Origin of the sequence: Arthrobacter sedimenti, assembly GCF_042652025.1 — a bacterium.
In the GTDB taxonomy this organism is placed as follows: Bacteria; Actinomycetota; Actinomycetes; order Actinomycetales; family Micrococcaceae; genus Arthrobacter; species Arthrobacter sedimenti.
The window spans coordinates 32,803-48,307 of record NZ_JBHSDQ010000006.1 but is presented as its reverse complement, the minus strand read 5'-3'; the positions used below and the strand labels follow the sequence as shown (position 1 = coordinate 48,307).

Here is a 15,505-nt window from a genome sequence, read left to right as displayed (position 1 = left end):
AGACCTGCCGCATCTTCCGCCGTACCGCGGCGGATCCTAGACTTCAATCCATACCCAGTAAGTGAAGGAACACCATGTCTAAGCGCATCGACGTCAAGGACCTGAACGTGTACTACGGCGACTTCCTCGCCGTTGAGGACGTCAGCATCAACATCGAGGCCAAGTCCGTCACCGCGTTCATCGGCCCGTCCGGCTGCGGAAAGTCCACCTTCCTCCGCACCCTGAACCGCATGCACGAGGTCATCCCCGGCGCACGCGTCGAGGGCGAGGTCCTGCTGGACGGCGACAACCTGTACGGCCCCGGCGTGGACCCTGTCACCGTGCGCTCGCAGATCGGCATGGTCTTCCAGCGCCCTAACCCGTTCCCCACGATGTCCATCCGGGACAACGTGCTGGCCGGCGTGAAGCTGAACAACAAGAAGATCTCCAAGGGCGAGGCTGATGTCCTGGTGGAACGCTCACTCAAGGGCGCCAACCTCTGGAACGAGGTCAAGGACCGGCTGGAAAAGCCCGGCTCCGGCCTCTCGGGCGGCCAGCAGCAGCGCCTCTGCATTGCCCGCGCCATTGCTGTGGAGCCGCAGGTGATCCTCATGGACGAGCCCTGCTCTGCCCTGGACCCCATCTCCACCCTGGCCATCGAGGACCTCATCAATGAGCTCAAGGACCAGTACACGGTGGTGATCGTTACCCACAACATGCAGCAGGCCGCGCGCGTCTCTGACAAGACCGCATTCTTCAACATCGCGGGCACGGGCAAGCCGGGCAAGCTGATCGAGTACGGCGACACCCACACCATCTTCAGCAACCCCGTCCAGAAGGCCACCGAAGACTACGTGTCCGGACGCTTCGGGTAAACCCCGCTCCTGTTGGCGCTCTACCAATTCGTTTAGTACGCTGAACTAGATACTTTTGAAACTAGTAGTAAGCAAGCTTAGGAGTTTTGCCATGACGCAGACGGCCAGCAGCCCATTAGGCCCCCAGCTTACTGTTTCCGTACCTGCGGTGGGCGCACCTGGGCAGGATGACGTGGTGCCGGTGCAGGGTTTCGCCGAGGCCGCCGGCCTGGCGGGGCCCCTTGTGGCGGGTCCGCTCGCCGGAGGCCCACTGGCCCCGGAACTTGATCCGGGCCTCGGTCTCGCCGCGGCGGCCGGCATCGAGGAAGAAGTCGATGTGCTGTCCGTGGTCTGGCGGGCCAGTTCCCACGTGGAAAGCATGCAATGGGAACTGGATAACGCCCAGGAAGCCCTGCGGCAAGCAGTCCGCGCAGCTTCCACAGCTGGAATTGCGCAGGATGAGCTGTGCTCAGCCGCGAACCTAACGCAGGACGAACTCACCACCGTGCTGATGGCCGCAGCTCCCGTAACCCTGGATCTCTAACAAACCCCGTGGTTCGCCGTGCGCATTGACGGCTGGCCTCGATGCGCAGGGACTGCCCCTGCGCACTGAGCCGCACCGTCACTGCGCAGCCCGGTACAGGGGAGCCCCTGCGGATACGCTCATTCCGGAACTTCCAGCTGGAACCCGCAGTGGCAGCGCAGCACCCGGGTAGGCAGGGACACCGCGTTGAGGCTGCGGCCGGTCCTGCTGCTTCGGTAGCAGAGCCGCTCAACTTCGAACTCGGCCTCCTCCATGGGAAAACCGCAGTGGATGTAGTCGTCCCCGAAGATGATGACCTTGGCCATCCACCGGACCTGGTTCAGCGCAGCCGCGACGTCGGTGGCGTAGGCCGTGTGTTCCTGGAACAGGTTGCAGTCGTTGCAGGTGTAGGAGACCGTCACCAGGTCCCCGCCCGCCGCGCCGATGGCCGTGATGGCGTGGATGGTCAGCTGGTGCTCGGTTCCACAGGCCTCGCACTGCGGCTGCCGGGGCTGTGGCAGGGGGCGCCGGGAATACTGGAAAGACATGACGCGTGCTCATTTCCGCGTGGTGCATCCAAGCCGCCGTGTGGCTGCAGCGGCGCTCATCCGCAGCCCTGCACACGGCGCGGACGCCGCTCCCCGGCACCATTGACCGGGGGCGCACTTTCGAATGTACGTCACGGCGGATTCCCTGTACAGGGTAGCCGCGTCCCCGGGGAACCCCGCCTAGACGGAGATGGGGGAGAGTGCCAGGGCCAGCACGAAGGCCAGGGCGCAGGTAGCCAGGGGAGTCAGGGCCCAGAGCCACAGGATCCGGATGACCAGCTTCCGGTTGGTCACGGAGAAGTGCTGGTTTTCGCCGGCGCCCAGGGCCCCGGCGGTGACGGTGTGGGTGGTGGACAGCGGCCAGTGCAGCCCGATGGCGCCCACAAAAAGCATCAGCGCGCTGAAGGTCTGGGCTACTGACCCGCGGAGGGGATCAATCCTGGTGATCTTGTAGCCGATGGTTTGCGAGATCCGCCAGCCACCAAAAAGTGTCCCGGCCGTCATCATGACGGCGGAGAGCGCCGCCACCCAGGTGGGGATCCCGCCGTCGGAATAGCCTGCCGCCAGGAGGGCCAGCAGCAGCACGGCGCTGACGCGTTGGCCGTCCTGCAGGCCGTGACCGAACGCAACCGCGCCGGCGGCAACAGCCTGGCCCCGGCGGAAGCGCTGGTTCACCACGTTGGGCTGGGTGTAGCGGGCCACCCAGGTGGCCGGATACACCAGGAGGAAGGAGCCACTGTAGGCCACCAGCGGTGACAGCACCAGCGGCAGGACCACCTGGAACAGCAGGGACTGGTCTACGCCGGCCACCCCTGGGCCGCCGATCGCCAGGCTGGCAAGGCCTGCGCCTGCCAGGCCGCCCACCAAGGCATGGGTGGAGGAGGCCGGAATGCCGCGCCACCACATCAGCAGCCCCCAGGCGCAGGCGCTGGCCAGCCCGGCCACCAGGATGGTGAGGCCGTGAGCACCGCTGGGAAGGTTGATCCAGGTCTGGCTGGCGGCGACGGCGAGCAGGGCGCTGAGGAGGGCGCCGACAAAGTTGAAGAACGCGGCAAGGAGCACGGCAACGCTGGGTGTCAGTGCCCGGTTGCGCACCGCCAGGGCAACGGAGGTGGACGCGTCGCGGAAGCCGTTCAGGAAGGCGAACACTGCGGCCAACAGGACCACCGCGCCGAAGATGACCGCCGCCACCTCAGGATTCCTTGACGATGATGCTGCCTACCTGGGTGGCCACCCGCCGCATGTCCTTGGTGACCTCCACCAACTGGTTGGCGATGTCCCGGTTGCGGGAGTATTGGGCCCACTTCATGTCCGCGATCATGTCCGCCACCCAGACGCGGTGGGTCCGCTCCGCCCGTTTGGCGAGGCGCAGGATTTCGATCCAGTAGTCCTCGAGGTCATCGAGGTCGTTGAGCCTGCGCATCGCGTCGACGGTCAGCTCGGCCTGACGGCTGATGATCTCCAGCTGGTCGGCCGCCCGCTTGGGAAGGCGGTCCAGCTTGTACAAGGCCACCAGCTCCGCGGCGGCATCCATCTTCTCCATGGCCTCGTTGAGGTACCGGGACAGCGCATACATGTCTTCGCGGGGGAGGGGGTTCACAAAGCTGCTGCGCATGTGGGTCAGCAGGGCGAAGTGCAGTTCGGCGGACTTAGCCTCGATGTTGTGCATGTCCTCCACGAGCTTGGCGTGCTCGTCCGCGGGTACGCCAAGGATCTCGGCCAGGGTGGCACTGGCCAGCACGATCTGTTGTGCCATCTGCGAGAGCAGCTTCAGCCCTGCGGGCTCCTGGGGAAAAAGGCGCAGCTTCACGTATTTACCGGTCTCCGGGGACTTATCAAGGCGGGGTTGCTGCGGTGTGACTTGACGCCGGCGGGCAACTGTCGCCTACTCTACCGGCCCGTAACAGCACCCTCTGAATCGGCCACCTGGATGAGGGCAGAAAAATGGTGCCGAACCGGATACGCCTCTCGGCGGTAGGCCGCTCTAGGCGGCTAATTGTTGAAGCCCGGGGGTTTCGCGGCTCGGCACCGGTTTCAGTCTTCTACTTCACCCGGCCCAAGTCAATCTTGACAGCGGGGCCCGTTCCGTCCCGGAAAATCAGGTTCTTTGGGGGAAGCCGCCGGGAAAGAGGACTCAGTCCAGCTCGCCCAGGCGCCACGCGTTGGCAGCATGTTCCAGGTCCTCGGCGGTCTTCACCAGCTGGTGCGAGTTCCGCGTCAGCTTGCTGGCATGTGCCTCGTTGGCGTGCTCGGCGCCATCGGCGAGGGTGGCCTGGCCGAGCGCCACCACGCGGCAGAACGCGGCGGACCGCTCCAGCGCGACGTCGAAATCGCCGTCGAAGGCGCCGGAGAGGATGGCGTCCGCCATGGTGCGCATCTCATCAGCGCCCGGCGGTTCTGCGGCGCCGGCCACCACATTGGAGACCTGGGCGGTGTCCCTGCCGGCCCGGAAGTAGACGGAGATGCGCTCGGGGTCCTGGACAGTGGCGGCGCGGAGGGCGTAGAGGCGCCAGAGCGCACCGGGAAGGGAACGGGCGGGGCTTTCGGCCCACATTTCGGCAATGGCGTCCAGGCCCTGTTCGTCGGCGAGCCTTACCAGGCGTTCAGTGATCTGGGGGTCGTCGCTATCACGGCCGTGGCGGACCAAGGCCTGGGCGGCGAGGTGGGCGGCCTCGGACACGCGTGCAGGATCAGCGCCGCCGGCGAAGGGCTCGAAGTCCATCGGCGCAAAAGGCTTGGGTTTGTGGTGCCGGTTGCTGCCGCCGTACGGACTGGTTCCTGCTTGCTCGCTCATGCCCCCACGCTACTCCTGTGCCGCAATGGAAATCGAGCACGTTTGCGTTCCTCCCGCTCCGGGCAAAAAGGGCCCTCACCAGTCGGGTTGGACGCACGACGGCGGCTCCGGAGCAGGTGCGAAAGACGCCGGAACCATGGGTTAGAGTATTAACGTCCAGAAATGGATTGGGCCGGACGGGCGGACACAGCGTGTTTGACTGGCCGGCAGGGGCCTTTAGCTCAGTTGGTAGAGCATCGGACTTTTAATCCGTGGGTCGTGGGTTCGAGCCCCACAGGGCCCACCATTCACGCAGGCCAGCGGCACGCAGCCGCTGGCCTAGCGGTGTTTCAGGACCCTGAACCAGCGAGCACCCGCGTCTGGGCAGCCATCAAACTGACAGGACAATCCCGTTCCGCGGCAGCCCGCCCGGGAACGTGATGGGAACGGCGGAAGCCTGTTCCGGATCCGGGCCGTCCATGGCCTGCACGTGCAGATGCGGTTCCGTGCTGTTGCCGGAGTTGCCGCACGCTCCCACCACTTCACCCGACTCAACCCGTTGCCCCGGACGGACACTGAGGCTTTGCCGCTTGAGGTGGCACAGGGCGACGAACATGCCCGCGCTCTCGATCATCACGTAGTTGCCGGCCAGCCCCAGCCATCCAGACCGGACACGCCTGCCCTGGGTGGCGGCATAGCCGATTGAAGGGAAGCCGCGGAAGGCGGCGTGGTCGGTCTCGCCGTCATGGGCGGCACACACCAGCCCGGACAGCGGTGCCCGGACTGCCCTGCCGAAACCGGCGAAGTGCTCCGGCGGCTCGGGCCGGAACAACGACGCCGGCGTGAACCGCGCAGACCGCCCGTTTCCGTCCACCGGCGTGAAGTCGATGGCGTAACTCGTGCCCAAAAGCCGCGTCCCGTGGCTGGGGACCCTGTCCGCGGGGGAGTTTTGCACCAGCCAGGAGCCCGTGAACGGATACTGCAGTTCCACAATCACTCCAGCTCCAGGCGGCCGGGTCCGGTGTTCAGCTGGCGGGGTCGTACTGGAACGCCCGCACTTCCTGGGCGCAGCGGCAGGCGCCGGCAATCTTCGCGGCCCAGTGCAGCGCAGCGTCGTAGCTGGGCAGCTCCAGTACTGTATAGCCGCCTTCAATCTGCGCTGTCTGTGGGTAGGTGCCCTCCGTGACGGTTCCGCCGCCGTCGACCATGACCGGCGGGACGCTCTCGTCGATGCCGCCGCCGAACACCCAGACGCCCGCGTCCTTTGCCTCCTGGACCACTGCATGGGCGGCGTCGGCAACCTCCTGCAGGCCGCCGTCGGGAATGTCCATCACGCCGCTGGGAAACGAGATTAGGTACTTGGTCATTGGGCCGGCTCCTTTGTTGCAGACGCGGATGACCTCATCCTTCCCATCCCCCTGGGGCAACGCAAGCATTCATACGCAATCAGGGCTCTGCACTATTTGCACCCGCAATACAGGCAGCCGCAGGGGCCGCAGCAGGCACAATAGGCACATGGCAAAAACCAGCAAGGGCCGGATGCCGCGCCTGGAAGACGTGGCAAAGATCGCCGGGGTCTCCCACCAGACCGTGTCCCGCGTGGTGAACAACCATCCCAACGTCAGCAAGGCGACCCGGGAAAAGGTGGAAGCGGCCATCGCGGAACTGGGATACCGGCGCAATACCGCGGCCCGGAGCCTTGTCACGCGGCGCTCGCAGACCATCGGCGTGCTGGCCAGCGAGCTCTCGCAGTACGGCCCGGCCAACACTTTGGTGGGCGTTGAGAATGCCGCCCGGAACGCCGGCTACTTTGTCAGCATCGCCGCCCTGCGGGAAGTCAGCAGGGACGCCATCTCGGACGCTGTTGGCCACTTCATGGACCAGGCCGTGGACGGCATCGGTGTGCTGGTGCCGCACTCGGAAACCCTGGCCGTACTGGAACAGATGAACCTCCCCGTGCCCGTGGTGGCTGTGGGCTCGGCAGGCAGTGCTTCGGTGAGCGGTGCCATGGTGGACCAGCGCGCGGGCGCAAGGCTCGCCGTCGAGCATCTCATCAAGGAAGGCCACCGGCAGATCGGGCACATCGCGGGGCCGCCGGACTGGACAGACGGCGCCGAGCGTGCCGAGGGCTGGCGAGCCGCGCTCCGGGAGGCAGGGCTGGATGAGTCCCTGCTGGTGGAAGGCGACTGGAGCGCCGGAAGCGGCTATTCGATTGGCCGCGAGCTGGCGTCGGAACGCACGGCGACGGCCATTTTCGTGGGGAATGACCAGATGGCACTGGGCCTGCTGCGCGCCTTCACCGAGGCGGGGGTCAAGGTGCCCGACGACGTCTCCGTGGTGGGCTTCGATGACCAGCCGGAGGCGGGGTACTTCACGCCCCCGCTGACCACCGTCCGCCAGGACTTCGAGGAGCTGGGCCGCCGGTGCATGGACATCATGCTCAAGGAAATTGAGTCCGGCGCCCCCGTGAGCTCCACCGTGGTCCCGCCGGAACTGGTCCTCCGTGCCAGCACCGCCGCTCCGGCATCCCCCTAGGAGCTCCCCCAAAAAAATCTCCATGAATCTGCATCCAAATCCGGGCCTCCGCCGGTAGTAGGGGTGTCAGCAAAAAACGCCCGGCAGCCGGGCCGTTCAAGGAGATGGACATGCGCAACACAATCTTCACCGCAGGTGCCGGTGCAGCAGCCATTGCAGCGGCAATCGCTCTGGCAGGTCCCGCCAACGCAGCAGACGGAGACGCCCAGCTTTCCGTCCTGCACGGGGTCCCCGGACTGACCGTGGACGTCTGGGTCAACGGCGAGCGCACGCTTGATGATTTCGCCCCGGGAACCCTTGCCGGGCCACTGGCGCTTCCGGCCGGTACCTACGACATCGCCATCACGGCAGCCGACGCCGCCGACGCATCCGCACCTGCCATTGGCCCGGTCAGCGTCAACCTGGCGGCCAACGGAAACTACACCGCTGCTGCCCACCTGGGCGCCGATGGCAAGCCCACCGCCAGCCTCTTCACCAACGACACGTCCCAGATCCCGGCCGGCAAGGGCAAGCTGACCGTCCGGCACGCCGCCGCCGCGCCCGCCGTCGATGTCCTGGCGGGCGGCACCGCCGTCGTCACCAACCTGGCCAACCCGAACGAGCAAACCCTGACCCTCGATCCCGGCACTGTTCCGGCCGCAGTTGCCGCCGCCGGAACCACCGCTCCCGTGATCGGTCCGGCGGACGTGGTTGTGGCGGAAGGGACGCACACCATCGTCTACGCCTGGGGCAGCCTGGCGGACCAGAACCTGAAGCTCGCCGTGCAGACCATCGAGGGCCTGCACTCGGCTCCGGCCTCCGTGCCTGGCGCCCTCAATGGTTCCGCTGATTCCGCCGGCGCGGGCTCCGCTGCCACCACGGCCGGATTCGGCCTGGCAGCCGTGGCCCTGCTGGCCGGTGCGGTGGGCGTAGACCGCGTGGTCCGCGCCCGGCGCGCGGAACTCTAACCAGTTCCTGCGCAGGACCGGCAAGCGCAGGGGCCCGGCCGCACCCCGCGGACGGGCCCCTGCCCCGGTCCTTCCAGTTGTTCGGTTTCCGCGTTTCCAGGAGGCGGCAGGCATGAAGGCAAGTACGACGACGGCAGGTGCCCAGCGCCGTCGGCATTCCTTGGGTGCCGGGGCAGCAGCGCTGGTGGCTGCTGCCCTGGTTCTTTCCGGCTGCGGCTCCGCGGGCCCCGCCACTTCCGGGCAGGCGCCAACTCCTGCGGTGGCCACCAGCGCGCCGGCTCCACCCAACACCCCGCTGCCGCCCGCAACCGCCGTTGAAGCTGCCCCGTCCACCCCTGCTGCAGCGCCGCCAAAGGCCATCCCGGTCCGGCCGGCCACTCCGCCGGCCGCCGCTGCCGCCCCGCCGCCCACTTCGCTTACTGTGGCCGGCACGGCCATCGGCATGCCCGTGGTGCCTGGGGGAGTGTCGGCCGGGGGAGCGATGGAAATTCCAGACGTGTTCGACCGTGCCGCCTGGTACAAGTACGGCCCGGCCCCCGGGGCTGCCGAAGGCACCGCCGTCATCGCCGGGCACATCGACACCACCTCGGACCGCGCGCCGTTCTCCGCGCTGAAGTCGCTCAAGGAGGGAACCGTCATCAGCGTGGGACGGGAAGGCGCCCCGGCCCTTACCTATCGGGTGGTGGGTGTGGAGCTGATGGCGAAGGACAAGTTCGACGGCGGCGCCCTGTTCCGCCGCTCCGGACCGCATGAGCTCAAGCTGGTCACCTGCGGCGGCAAATGGCTGGACGGGCGGATGGACTACAGCGACAATGTCATTGTCACCGCAGTCCCTGAACCAGTTTCCGGATGAACCACTTCCTGGATAAGCGGTGGCCCGCAATTTATCTCGTCGCCGAAGCCGGGAGGGAGCAGCCTGTGACGCTCCCCGGCCGTGCCGCCCAAGGATGGGACGACGGGCTGACCGCCTCCTTCCTGTCCGGCGATGAGCATGCCCTGGCAGCTGCCTATCGTGAGTTCGCGCCCCTGGTGCATACCCTGGCCCTGCGGTCGCTCGCCGACCGGGCCGCGGCGGACGACGTGACGCAGGAGGTCTTCATCCGGGTGTGGCGCTCGCGGAGCACCTTCAACCCGCAGGTGGCGCGGCTTCCCGCATGGATCGTGGGGATCACGCGGAACGCAATCACCGATGCGCAGCAGTCATCGGCCCGCGAAGCACGCAAGGCGCATGCTGCTGCCGGGGCTGGTTTGGCTGCGGACCCCGGGGCGGGAACCGAGGCCGCGGAAACCCTGGCGGACCGGCTGCTCCTGGACGGCGAACTGGAGAGGCTCGGCGAGCCCCAGGGCTCCATCATGAAGCTTGCCTTCTATGAGGACCTGACGCACGAACAGATCTCGCGGAAACTGGACCTGCCCCTTGGTACCGTCAAGAGCCACATCCGGCGCAGCCTGACGCACCTGAGAAGCAGATTGGAGGTAGACCATGCCGCATCTTGATCCGGAACAGTTGAGCCTCCTGGCACTCTACGACGACTGGGAGGACCCGGCAGGCCGCGAACACCTCCTGGAATGCCCTGGGTGCGCCGCCGACTACGCCGCCCTGCGCCGCACGGTGGAGGCAGTGAAGACGACGCCCGACACCAGCCGCCTGTCCGTTCCCGGGCCCCAGGTCTGGGCGGGAATCCACCGCGAACTCGGCTTGGGGGAGTCCGTCCGGGAGGACCCGCTGGCTGCGGAACCACCTAGGGAAGACGGGGCAACCCCTGCCGTCACGGCGGCACACGGGGACGCGGCGCCGTCCAACGTTGTTCCCATGGCTGCCCGGCCGAAGGGTGCCCGAAGGAAGGGCGCCTGGTGGCAGCGCCCCGGCGCGTGGATGGCGACAGCGGCCGCTGCTGTCCTGGTGGTTGCGGGCGCCCTCTGGGCCTTGAACCGCCCGCCCCAGCCCCGGGAACTTGCCGAGGCCCAACTGACCCCGTTGGCCCAGCACTCCGCCGCCGGATCAGCCAAGGTGGTGTCCGCCGCCGACGGTTCACGCAGCCTGGAGGTCAGCCTGGACAAGGATGAAGCCAAGGGCTACCAGGAGGTGTGGCTGATCGCCCCGGACCTCTCCAAGCTGGTCAGCCTCGGCGTCATGAACTCCACGTCGGGAACGTTCCAGGTGCCCGCCGGCCTTGACCTGTCGCAGTACCCGGTGGTGGATGTGTCCGACGAGCCCATGGACGGCAATCCCGCCCACTCCACCGTGAGCATCGCCAGGGGCACCCTCACGTCCTGATGCGTGCCCGGACCCACGCGGAGACCCTGCTCCACTGCGCAACAACGGCGGCGGCTCCCAACGCAGCCGCCGCGTGCAGGTACAGCATCAGGTGCAGTGAGTGCGCGGCCGGAGCAGCCGCCGCCGACGACGGCACGTCCGGAGCGCTTCCGGCGCCGTGGTCGTGGCCCGGCAGGGGGACTGCGCTGGCGGTGGAGAAAGCTGAGAAGGCAAGGTGCAGCAGTTGCTGGGCGACGGCCGATGCCGCCAGGACAGCCCAGCCCGGCAGCTGCGGGGGTGCCAGCCGTTCAAGGAGCACTGCGCCCAGGCCCAGCAGCGCCGCCAGCGCAACGATGATGACGACGGCAAGTGCCGCGCCTCCGCCCGCGACATGCGCGGCCAGTCCCAGCGCGGTGGCCAGGGGGCCTGCCAGCGAGGTAAGGGCGCTCCCACGGGTGCGCGGAACGGCTGACTGTGTGCTCTCCATCCGTCTGCCCTTCCGCTGCTGGACCTCATTGTTCCCTACCCATTCCGGTGGGAGCGAACCAAAGAGGCAGCCGGGGGTGGCCGGCGGCGGTGCTCAGCGGGGGTGGTTAGCGGCCGAAGTGTGAGGTCGGTGTGCCTTCCGGCAGGCGTTCAAGGATATCCTCGGCCACCTTGCGCACCTTGATGTTCCGGTGGCTCGATGCCTTGGCCAGGATGGAAAACGCCTCCTGGTAGGAGCACCTGTTCTGGGCCATGATCACTCCGCAGGCCACATTGATGGAAGTACGGCTGTCCAGGGCTGACCGGAGATCGGTGGCCAGTGAACGGGCGCTATGCAGGTTGATGGCCATCTGCAGGCTCTTGGTTGCCATGGCGGCGAAGGAGCGTGCTTCCGCGATGGCCTGGAGCGGGAAGGCCTTCGCGTCCTGCGCGAAGAAGGCCAGCGCGGCGCTGGACTGGCCGAGTTCAGCGTTGCCGGGGATCCCGTCGTCAGCCGGAACGTCCGCATCAAGGCGGAGCCGCACGGCAAGGGCGCTGCCGAATCCGGCTGACTGAAGTTGGGTGGAATATTGCCGCCACCGGAAGTCGCCGTTCCTCTGGAGGACCGCTACGGGGTGGCCGCCGGACATCACATCGGTCACCGGCCCCTCGGCCATCTCCCGTTCCCAGTCCAGCAGGCGTACCACTTCCCCCGAAGTCCCGGTGATGGCGGGGCTGCGCTTTGGCTGGCGCAGCACCAGGCCGCAGCCAACGTCCAGGTCGGCCGTCCTGGCCACATGCCCGGCAGAGGCTGCCACCAGCAGATCCAGGGAATCGGTCAGGGTCCGTGCGCCGTTGACCAGGTCCAGCAGGAGGCCGGGGTTCGAGGGCATGCCCTGGTCATGGCCGGCCGTCAACAGGGGTGTGCGGCCCCTTCGGGTGCCCGAAGGGGCAAGAGGGCCGGCGACGGCTGGGGGAGAGTCCTTGGTCTCAAAGGACTCCTCGTCGCCGGCCCCGCCTATGACCCGCGTCCTGTGGACCGGGAAGCCTGGGCCTACGTGTCGTGCATGCATTGGCAGTCTCACACCCCCTAGTGAGCCAAGTACCGAGAACCAGAACAGGTCTTGTCTCTGGTAAAGAAACTTAATTGCCCTCCGGCCCCCCGTGAATGCGTAGCTGGTACCTGTCTTTTCGATTAGGTAGTACTTGGAAGTCGGGGGCCGGGACGGCGTCCGGGGTCTTGCTGCAGGTCAGTCCGCCCTCCAATCCTGACACGCGACGGAAACCTGAAACCGGAATGGGTTCGCACACCCCTTGACGCATGAAGCGGCAACCCCAACAATGTCTTCTATAACGTTGTAAAAAACCAAGCCGAGGATACCTTCGTGACCCAGCCAGAACCCGCTGCAGCAAAAATCACCCTTGACCCCTCCTTCACTGTGGGACCCGTCCGCCGTCGTACCTTCGGTGCCTTCGTGGAACACCTTGGCCGGTGTGTGTACACCGGCATCTTCGAGCCGGACCACCCGGACGCCGACGAGGACGGCTTCCGCAAGGACGTCCTGGCGCTGACCCGCGAACTGGGCGTGTCCACTGTCCGTTACCCGGGCGGCAACTTTGTCTCCGGCTACCGCTGGGAGGACGGTGTTGGCCCCGTGGACCAGCGCCCCGTGCGGCTGGACCTCGCCTGGCACTCCACCGACCCCAACACCGTGGGCGTGGACGAGTTCGCCAAGTGGTCCGCCAAGGCCGGGGTGGAACCCATGATGGCCGTCAACCTGGGCACGCGCGGCACCCAGGAGGCGCTGGACCTCCTGGAATACTGCAATATCGACGGCGGGACCGCACTTTCCGGCCAGCGCCGGGCCAACGGAGCCGCGGACGGCTACGGCATCAAAATGTGGTGCCTGGGAAACGAGATGGACGGCCCGTGGCAGATCGGCCACAAGAACGCCCTGGAGTACGGCAGGCTCGCCGCCGACACTGCCCGCGGGATGCGCATGATGGAGCCCGATGTTGAGCTGGTGGCGTGTGGCAGTTCCGGGCCCACCATGCCCACCTTTGGCGAGTGGGAGCGCGTGGTGCTGTCCGAAACGTACGAACTGGTTGACCTGATTTCCGCCCACCAGTACTTCGAGGACTTCGGCGACCTGCAGGAACACCTCGCCGCCGGACACAAGATGGACGCTTTCATCCGGGACCTCGTGAGCCACATCGACCATGTGAAGTCGGTGAAGAAGTCCACCAAGCAGGTGAACATCTCCTTCGACGAGTGGAACGTCTGGCACATGAGCAGGGACGCGTCCAAGGTCCCCACGGGCAAGGACTGGCCGGTGGCTCCTGTCCTGCTCGAGGACACCTACACCGTGGCCGACGCCGTGGTGGTGGGGGACCTGCTGGTCACGCTGCTCCGGAACACGGACCGCGTCCACTCGGCAAGCCTGGCACAGCTGGTGAACGTCATCGCGCCCATCATGACCGAGCCGGGCGGCCGGTCCTGGAAGCAGACCACCTTCCACCCCTTCGCCCTGACCTCCCGCCACGCTTCCGGCACCGTACTGCAGCTCGCCGTCGAATCCCCGCTGGTCAGCGGCGGCAAGACCGCAGACATCGCGGCCCTGTCCGCCGTTGCCACCTATGACGCGGACAAGGGCGAGGCCGTGGTGTTCGCGGTCAACCGCTCGGCCGGCCACGCACTGAACCTGGATGCCGCCGTGGCGTCGCTGGGCAACGTGCGCGTGGTGGAGGCGCTGACCTACGCCAACAAGGACCCGTACTGGCAGGCCAGCGCCGACGATTCAACGTCCGTCCTGCCGTCCGAAAACGGAACAGTGAAGGTGGACGGCGGCCGGCTCACCGCCGAGCTTCCGGCCGTGTCCTGGTCCATGATCCGGCTGGCCGTCAGCGCCTGACCCGGCTGGCTGGGCAGGCGGGGGCGTCCTTATGACGACGGCGGGCCGCAGGTGGGAGGATGGACGGCATGGAACTGCACATCACGGGGGATCCCGCCGCGGACAAGTTGTTGAGTGAGGACGCCTTCGCCCTGCTGACCGGCATGCTGCTGGACCAGCAGGTCACCATGGAATCCGCCTTTGCGGGGCCGGAGAAGATCCGGACCCGGCTCGGGTCGCTGGAACCCGGGGCCGTCGCCGCCCACGATCCCGCCGCGTTCGTGGAGATGTTCAAGGAGCGGCCGGCCGTCCACCGTTTCCCCGGTTCCATGGCCGCGCGGGTGCAGGCGCTCGCCGAAGCAGTCCACAGCGAGTGGGACGGCGATGCCGCAGCCATCTGGACCAAGGGGTCACCCGACGGTGCCGAGGTGCTGCGCAGGCTCAAGGCCCTGCCCGGATTCGGGGAGCAGAAGGCCAAGATCTTCCTTGCCCTGCTGGGCAAACAGCGCGGCCTCGAGGCGCCAGGGTGGCGGGAAGCAGCGGGCCACTACGGCGAGGACGGCTCCTACCTTTCCGTGGCGGACATCGTGGACCCGGAATCCCTGGCGAAGGTCCGCGCCAGCAAGCAGGCTGCCAAGGCCGCGGCGAAGGCAGGAAAAGAACGTTAATGGCAGTCACCATGAACGACGTTGCGAGGGCGGCAGGAGTTTCCCTCAAGACGGTTTCCAACGTCCTGAACGACTACGAATTCATTCGGCCTGCCACCAAGCAGCGCGTGCAGGATGCCATCGCGGAGCTGGGCTACGAAGCCAATCTCACCGCCCGCAGCCTGCGGTCCGGCAAGACGTCCATGCTGGGCCTGGTCCTGTCCGATCTCTCCGCCCCCTACTACGCCGAGCTGGCGTCCAAGCTGATGAAGGCTGCCGCCCGCCACGGCTACCGGGTGATGGTGGAGCAGTCCGACGCCGAAGCCTCCGTTGAACTTGGCGCCCTCCAGGGGACCTTCCGCCAGCTCACTGACGGGCTGCTGTTCACTCCACTGGTGGTGGACGCGGATGCCATTGCCGCGCGGGCGGGCAACAAGCCCATGGTGATGCTCGGCGAGCACATCCTGGATCCCCGCTTCGACCTGGTGACCATGAAGAACGAGGAAGCCGCGGCGGCGCTGACCAGGCACCTGCTGGCCGGCGGCCGCCGTCGTATCGCCGTTGTTGGGGCCAACACCGGGGAGTCTGCCGGGACGGCCGGCCTGCGCCTGAACGGCTACCGGAAGGCGTTGGAGGAGGCAGGCGTTCCGTTCGACGCCGCGCTGATCGCCCCTGCCGAGTGGCGGCGCGATACCGGCGCCGCGGCGGTGGCCGGCCTGCTGGAGTCCGGCGTGGAGTTCGACGCAGTCTTCGGACTTAACGACGTACTGGCGCTCGGTGCCATGCACGAGCTGCTGATCCGCGGCGTCAAGGTGCCGCAGGACGTAGCGGTGGCCGGTTTTGACGACATTGACGAGGCGCGGTTCGCGTCCCCGTCCCTGACTACCGTCTCGCCGGGCATGGACGAGATCGCCGAGCGCTCCATCGGCCTGCTGCTGGACCGGATCGCAGGCCGCGAGACATCGGAACAGGGTGTGCACGTGGAGGCCGGGTTCGAGTTGAAGGTCCGGGAGTCCGCCCCCTAACTCCCCCCGGCACCTGGCCCACCACCTCCAGCCAGGGGTTTCGCGTGCACCGCTGGCGGGT

The 15,505-nt window shown here is 67.2% G+C and carries 18 protein-coding genes and 1 tRNA gene; 11 read left to right on the top strand and 8 right to left on the bottom strand.

Annotation, left to right across the window (positions count from 1 at the left end; all coding sequences use genetic code 11):
• The first annotated feature begins 74 nt into the window (after positions 1-74).
• Both pstB and ACFO0G_RS14310 read left to right on the top strand, forming a co-directional pair.
• Positions 75-854, top strand: a complete 780-nt coding sequence (gene pstB / locus ACFO0G_RS14315) for a phosphate ABC transporter ATP-binding protein PstB (RefSeq protein ID WP_018763202.1) — start codon at positions 75-77, stop codon at positions 852-854.
• A 91-nt stretch (positions 855-945) separates the two neighbouring features.
• Positions 946-1,377, top strand: coding sequence for a hypothetical protein (locus tag ACFO0G_RS14310; RefSeq protein WP_286401023.1), 432 nt, complete (start codon positions 946-948; stop codon positions 1,375-1,377).
• Positions 1,378-1,496: 119 nt separating this feature from the next.
• Here the strand turns inward: ACFO0G_RS14310 and ACFO0G_RS14305 are convergent, their stop codons facing one another.
• From ACFO0G_RS14305 to ACFO0G_RS14290, 4 genes are all read right to left on the bottom strand, one after another.
• Positions 1,497-1,904, bottom strand: a complete 408-nt coding sequence (locus tag ACFO0G_RS14305) for a hypothetical protein (protein WP_286401025.1) — start codon at positions 1,902-1,904, stop codon at positions 1,497-1,499.
• A 180-nt stretch (positions 1,905-2,084) separates the two neighbouring features.
• Positions 2,085-3,095 carry an inorganic phosphate transporter gene (locus ACFO0G_RS14300; RefSeq protein ID WP_376978399.1) on the bottom strand — a complete coding sequence of 337 codons (1,011 nt, stop codon included), beginning with the start codon at positions 3,093-3,095 and terminating at the stop codon, positions 2,085-2,087.
• A gap of 1 nt (position 3,096) precedes the next feature.
• Positions 3,097-3,714, bottom strand: coding sequence for a DUF47 domain-containing protein (locus ACFO0G_RS14295; RefSeq protein ID WP_142131547.1), 618 nt, complete (start codon positions 3,712-3,714; stop codon positions 3,097-3,099).
• A 324-nt stretch (positions 3,715-4,038) separates the two neighbouring features.
• Complete coding sequence (locus tag ACFO0G_RS14290) at positions 4,039-4,698, bottom strand: hypothetical protein (protein WP_142131545.1); 660 nt, start codon at positions 4,696-4,698, stop codon at positions 4,039-4,041.
• A gap of 210 nt (positions 4,699-4,908) precedes the next feature.
• Between ACFO0G_RS14290 and ACFO0G_RS14285 the strand changes: the two genes are divergently transcribed.
• Positions 4,909-4,984: transfer RNA gene (locus ACFO0G_RS14285), tRNA-Lys, on the top strand.
• Positions 4,985-5,068: 84 nt separating this feature from the next.
• Here ACFO0G_RS14285 and ACFO0G_RS14280 read toward each other — a convergent pair.
• Both ACFO0G_RS14280 and ACFO0G_RS14275 read right to left on the bottom strand, forming a co-directional pair.
• The gene (locus ACFO0G_RS14280; protein WP_376978396.1) at positions 5,069-5,668 is read right to left on the bottom strand and encodes a M23 family metallopeptidase; all 600 of its coding nucleotides are present in this window, start codon (positions 5,666-5,668) and stop codon (positions 5,069-5,071) included.
• Between the two features lie 34 nt (positions 5,669-5,702).
• Entirely contained in the window at positions 5,703-6,044 is a 342-nt protein-coding gene (locus ACFO0G_RS14275; protein ID WP_286401032.1) for a YciI family protein, read from the bottom strand.
• Between the two features lie 148 nt (positions 6,045-6,192).
• Here ACFO0G_RS14275 and ACFO0G_RS14270 point away from each other — a divergent pair, with 148 nt between their 5' ends.
• The 5 genes from ACFO0G_RS14270 (at position 6,193) to ACFO0G_RS14250 (ending at position 10,437) form a co-directional block, all read left to right on the top strand.
• Entirely contained in the window at positions 6,193-7,212 is a 1,020-nt protein-coding gene (locus tag ACFO0G_RS14270; RefSeq protein ID WP_286401034.1) for a LacI family DNA-binding transcriptional regulator, read from the top strand.
• Positions 7,213-7,322: 110 nt separating this feature from the next.
• Positions 7,323-8,159 carry a DUF4397 domain-containing protein gene (locus tag ACFO0G_RS14265; RefSeq protein WP_286401036.1) on the top strand — a complete coding sequence of 279 codons (837 nt, stop codon included), beginning with the start codon at positions 7,323-7,325 and terminating at the stop codon, positions 8,157-8,159.
• 112 nt (positions 8,160-8,271) lie between these two features.
• A complete protein-coding gene (locus tag ACFO0G_RS14260; RefSeq protein ID WP_376978393.1) occupies positions 8,272-9,012 on the top strand; it encodes a class F sortase in 741 nt (246 codons plus the stop codon).
• Between the two features lie 65 nt (positions 9,013-9,077).
• On the top strand, positions 9,078-9,656 hold the full coding sequence (locus ACFO0G_RS14255; protein ID WP_286401040.1) for an RNA polymerase sigma factor: 579 nt from the start codon (positions 9,078-9,080) through the stop codon (positions 9,654-9,656).
• Positions 9,643-10,437 (top strand): anti-sigma factor domain-containing protein, encoded by a 795-nt coding sequence (locus ACFO0G_RS14250; RefSeq protein ID WP_376978391.1) that lies wholly within the window; start codon positions 9,643-9,645, stop codon positions 10,435-10,437. Before ACFO0G_RS14255 ends, ACFO0G_RS14250 begins: the two co-directional genes overlap by 14 nt.
• On the opposite strand, the gene ACFO0G_RS14245 is transcribed toward ACFO0G_RS14250, so the two are convergent.
• Both ACFO0G_RS14245 and ACFO0G_RS14240 read right to left on the bottom strand, forming a co-directional pair.
• Entirely contained in the window at positions 10,427-10,903 is a 477-nt protein-coding gene (locus tag ACFO0G_RS14245; protein WP_376978389.1) for a hypothetical protein, read from the bottom strand. The two genes, ACFO0G_RS14250 and ACFO0G_RS14245, sit on opposite strands and share 11 nt — an antisense overlap.
• A 106-nt stretch (positions 10,904-11,009) precedes the next feature.
• Positions 11,010-11,774 carry an ANTAR domain-containing response regulator gene (locus ACFO0G_RS14240; protein ID WP_376978387.1) on the bottom strand — a complete coding sequence of 255 codons (765 nt, stop codon included), beginning with the start codon at positions 11,772-11,774 and terminating at the stop codon, positions 11,010-11,012.
• Positions 11,775-12,266: 492 nt separating this feature from the next.
• Between ACFO0G_RS14240 and arfA the strand changes: the two genes are divergently transcribed.
• The 3 genes from arfA to ACFO0G_RS14225 are packed head-to-tail and all read left to right on the top strand — an operon-like array spanning position 12,267 to position 15,444.
• Positions 12,267-13,793, top strand: coding sequence for an arabinosylfuranosidase ArfA (gene arfA / locus ACFO0G_RS14235; RefSeq protein ID WP_376978385.1), 1,527 nt, complete (start codon positions 12,267-12,269; stop codon positions 13,791-13,793).
• A 59-nt stretch (positions 13,794-13,852) separates the two neighbouring features.
• Entirely contained in the window at positions 13,853-14,440 is a 588-nt protein-coding gene (locus ACFO0G_RS14230; protein WP_376978383.1) for an HhH-GPD-type base excision DNA repair protein, read from the top strand.
• The gene (locus tag ACFO0G_RS14225; protein ID WP_376978381.1) at positions 14,440-15,444 is read left to right on the top strand and encodes a LacI family DNA-binding transcriptional regulator; all 1,005 of its coding nucleotides are present in this window, start codon (positions 14,440-14,442) and stop codon (positions 15,442-15,444) included. Before ACFO0G_RS14230 ends, ACFO0G_RS14225 begins: the two co-directional genes overlap by 1 nt.
• Positions 15,445-15,505: the final 61 nt, after the last annotated feature.

Coding starts and splice junctions, on each gene's coding strand:
- ACFO0G_RS14310 (WP_286401023.1), top strand. CDS start 946: ATGACGCAGACGGCCAGCAGCCCATTAGGCCCCCAGCTTACTGTTTCC.
- pstB (WP_018763202.1), top strand. CDS start 75: ATGTCTAAGCGCATCGACGTCAAGGACCTGAACGTGTACTACGGCGAC.
- ACFO0G_RS14305 (WP_286401025.1), bottom strand. CDS start 1,904: ATGTCTTTCCAGTATTCCCGGCGCCCCCTGCCACAGCCCCGGCAGCCG.
- ACFO0G_RS14290 (WP_142131545.1), bottom strand. CDS start 4,698: ATGAGCGAGCAAGCAGGAACCAGTCCGTACGGCGGCAGCAACCGGCAC.
- ACFO0G_RS14275 (WP_286401032.1), bottom strand. CDS start 6,044: ATGACCAAGTACCTAATCTCGTTTCCCAGCGGCGTGATGGACATTCCC.
- ACFO0G_RS14225 (WP_376978381.1), top strand. CDS start 14,440: ATGGCAGTCACCATGAACGACGTTGCGAGGGCGGCAGGAGTTTCCCTC.
- ACFO0G_RS14270 (WP_286401034.1), top strand. CDS start 6,193: ATGGCAAAAACCAGCAAGGGCCGGATGCCGCGCCTGGAAGACGTGGCA.
- ACFO0G_RS14230 (WP_376978383.1), top strand. CDS start 13,853: ATGGACGGCATGGAACTGCACATCACGGGGGATCCCGCCGCGGACAAG.
- ACFO0G_RS14245 (WP_376978389.1), bottom strand. CDS start 10,903: ATGGAGAGCACACAGTCAGCCGTTCCGCGCACCCGTGGGAGCGCCCTT.
- ACFO0G_RS14265 (WP_286401036.1), top strand. CDS start 7,323: ATGCGCAACACAATCTTCACCGCAGGTGCCGGTGCAGCAGCCATTGCA.
- ACFO0G_RS14260 (WP_376978393.1), top strand. CDS start 8,272: ATGAAGGCAAGTACGACGACGGCAGGTGCCCAGCGCCGTCGGCATTCC.
- ACFO0G_RS14240 (WP_376978387.1), bottom strand. CDS start 11,774: ATGCCCTCGAACCCCGGCCTCCTGCTGGACCTGGTCAACGGCGCACGG.
- ACFO0G_RS14250 (WP_376978391.1), top strand. CDS start 9,643: ATGCCGCATCTTGATCCGGAACAGTTGAGCCTCCTGGCACTCTACGAC.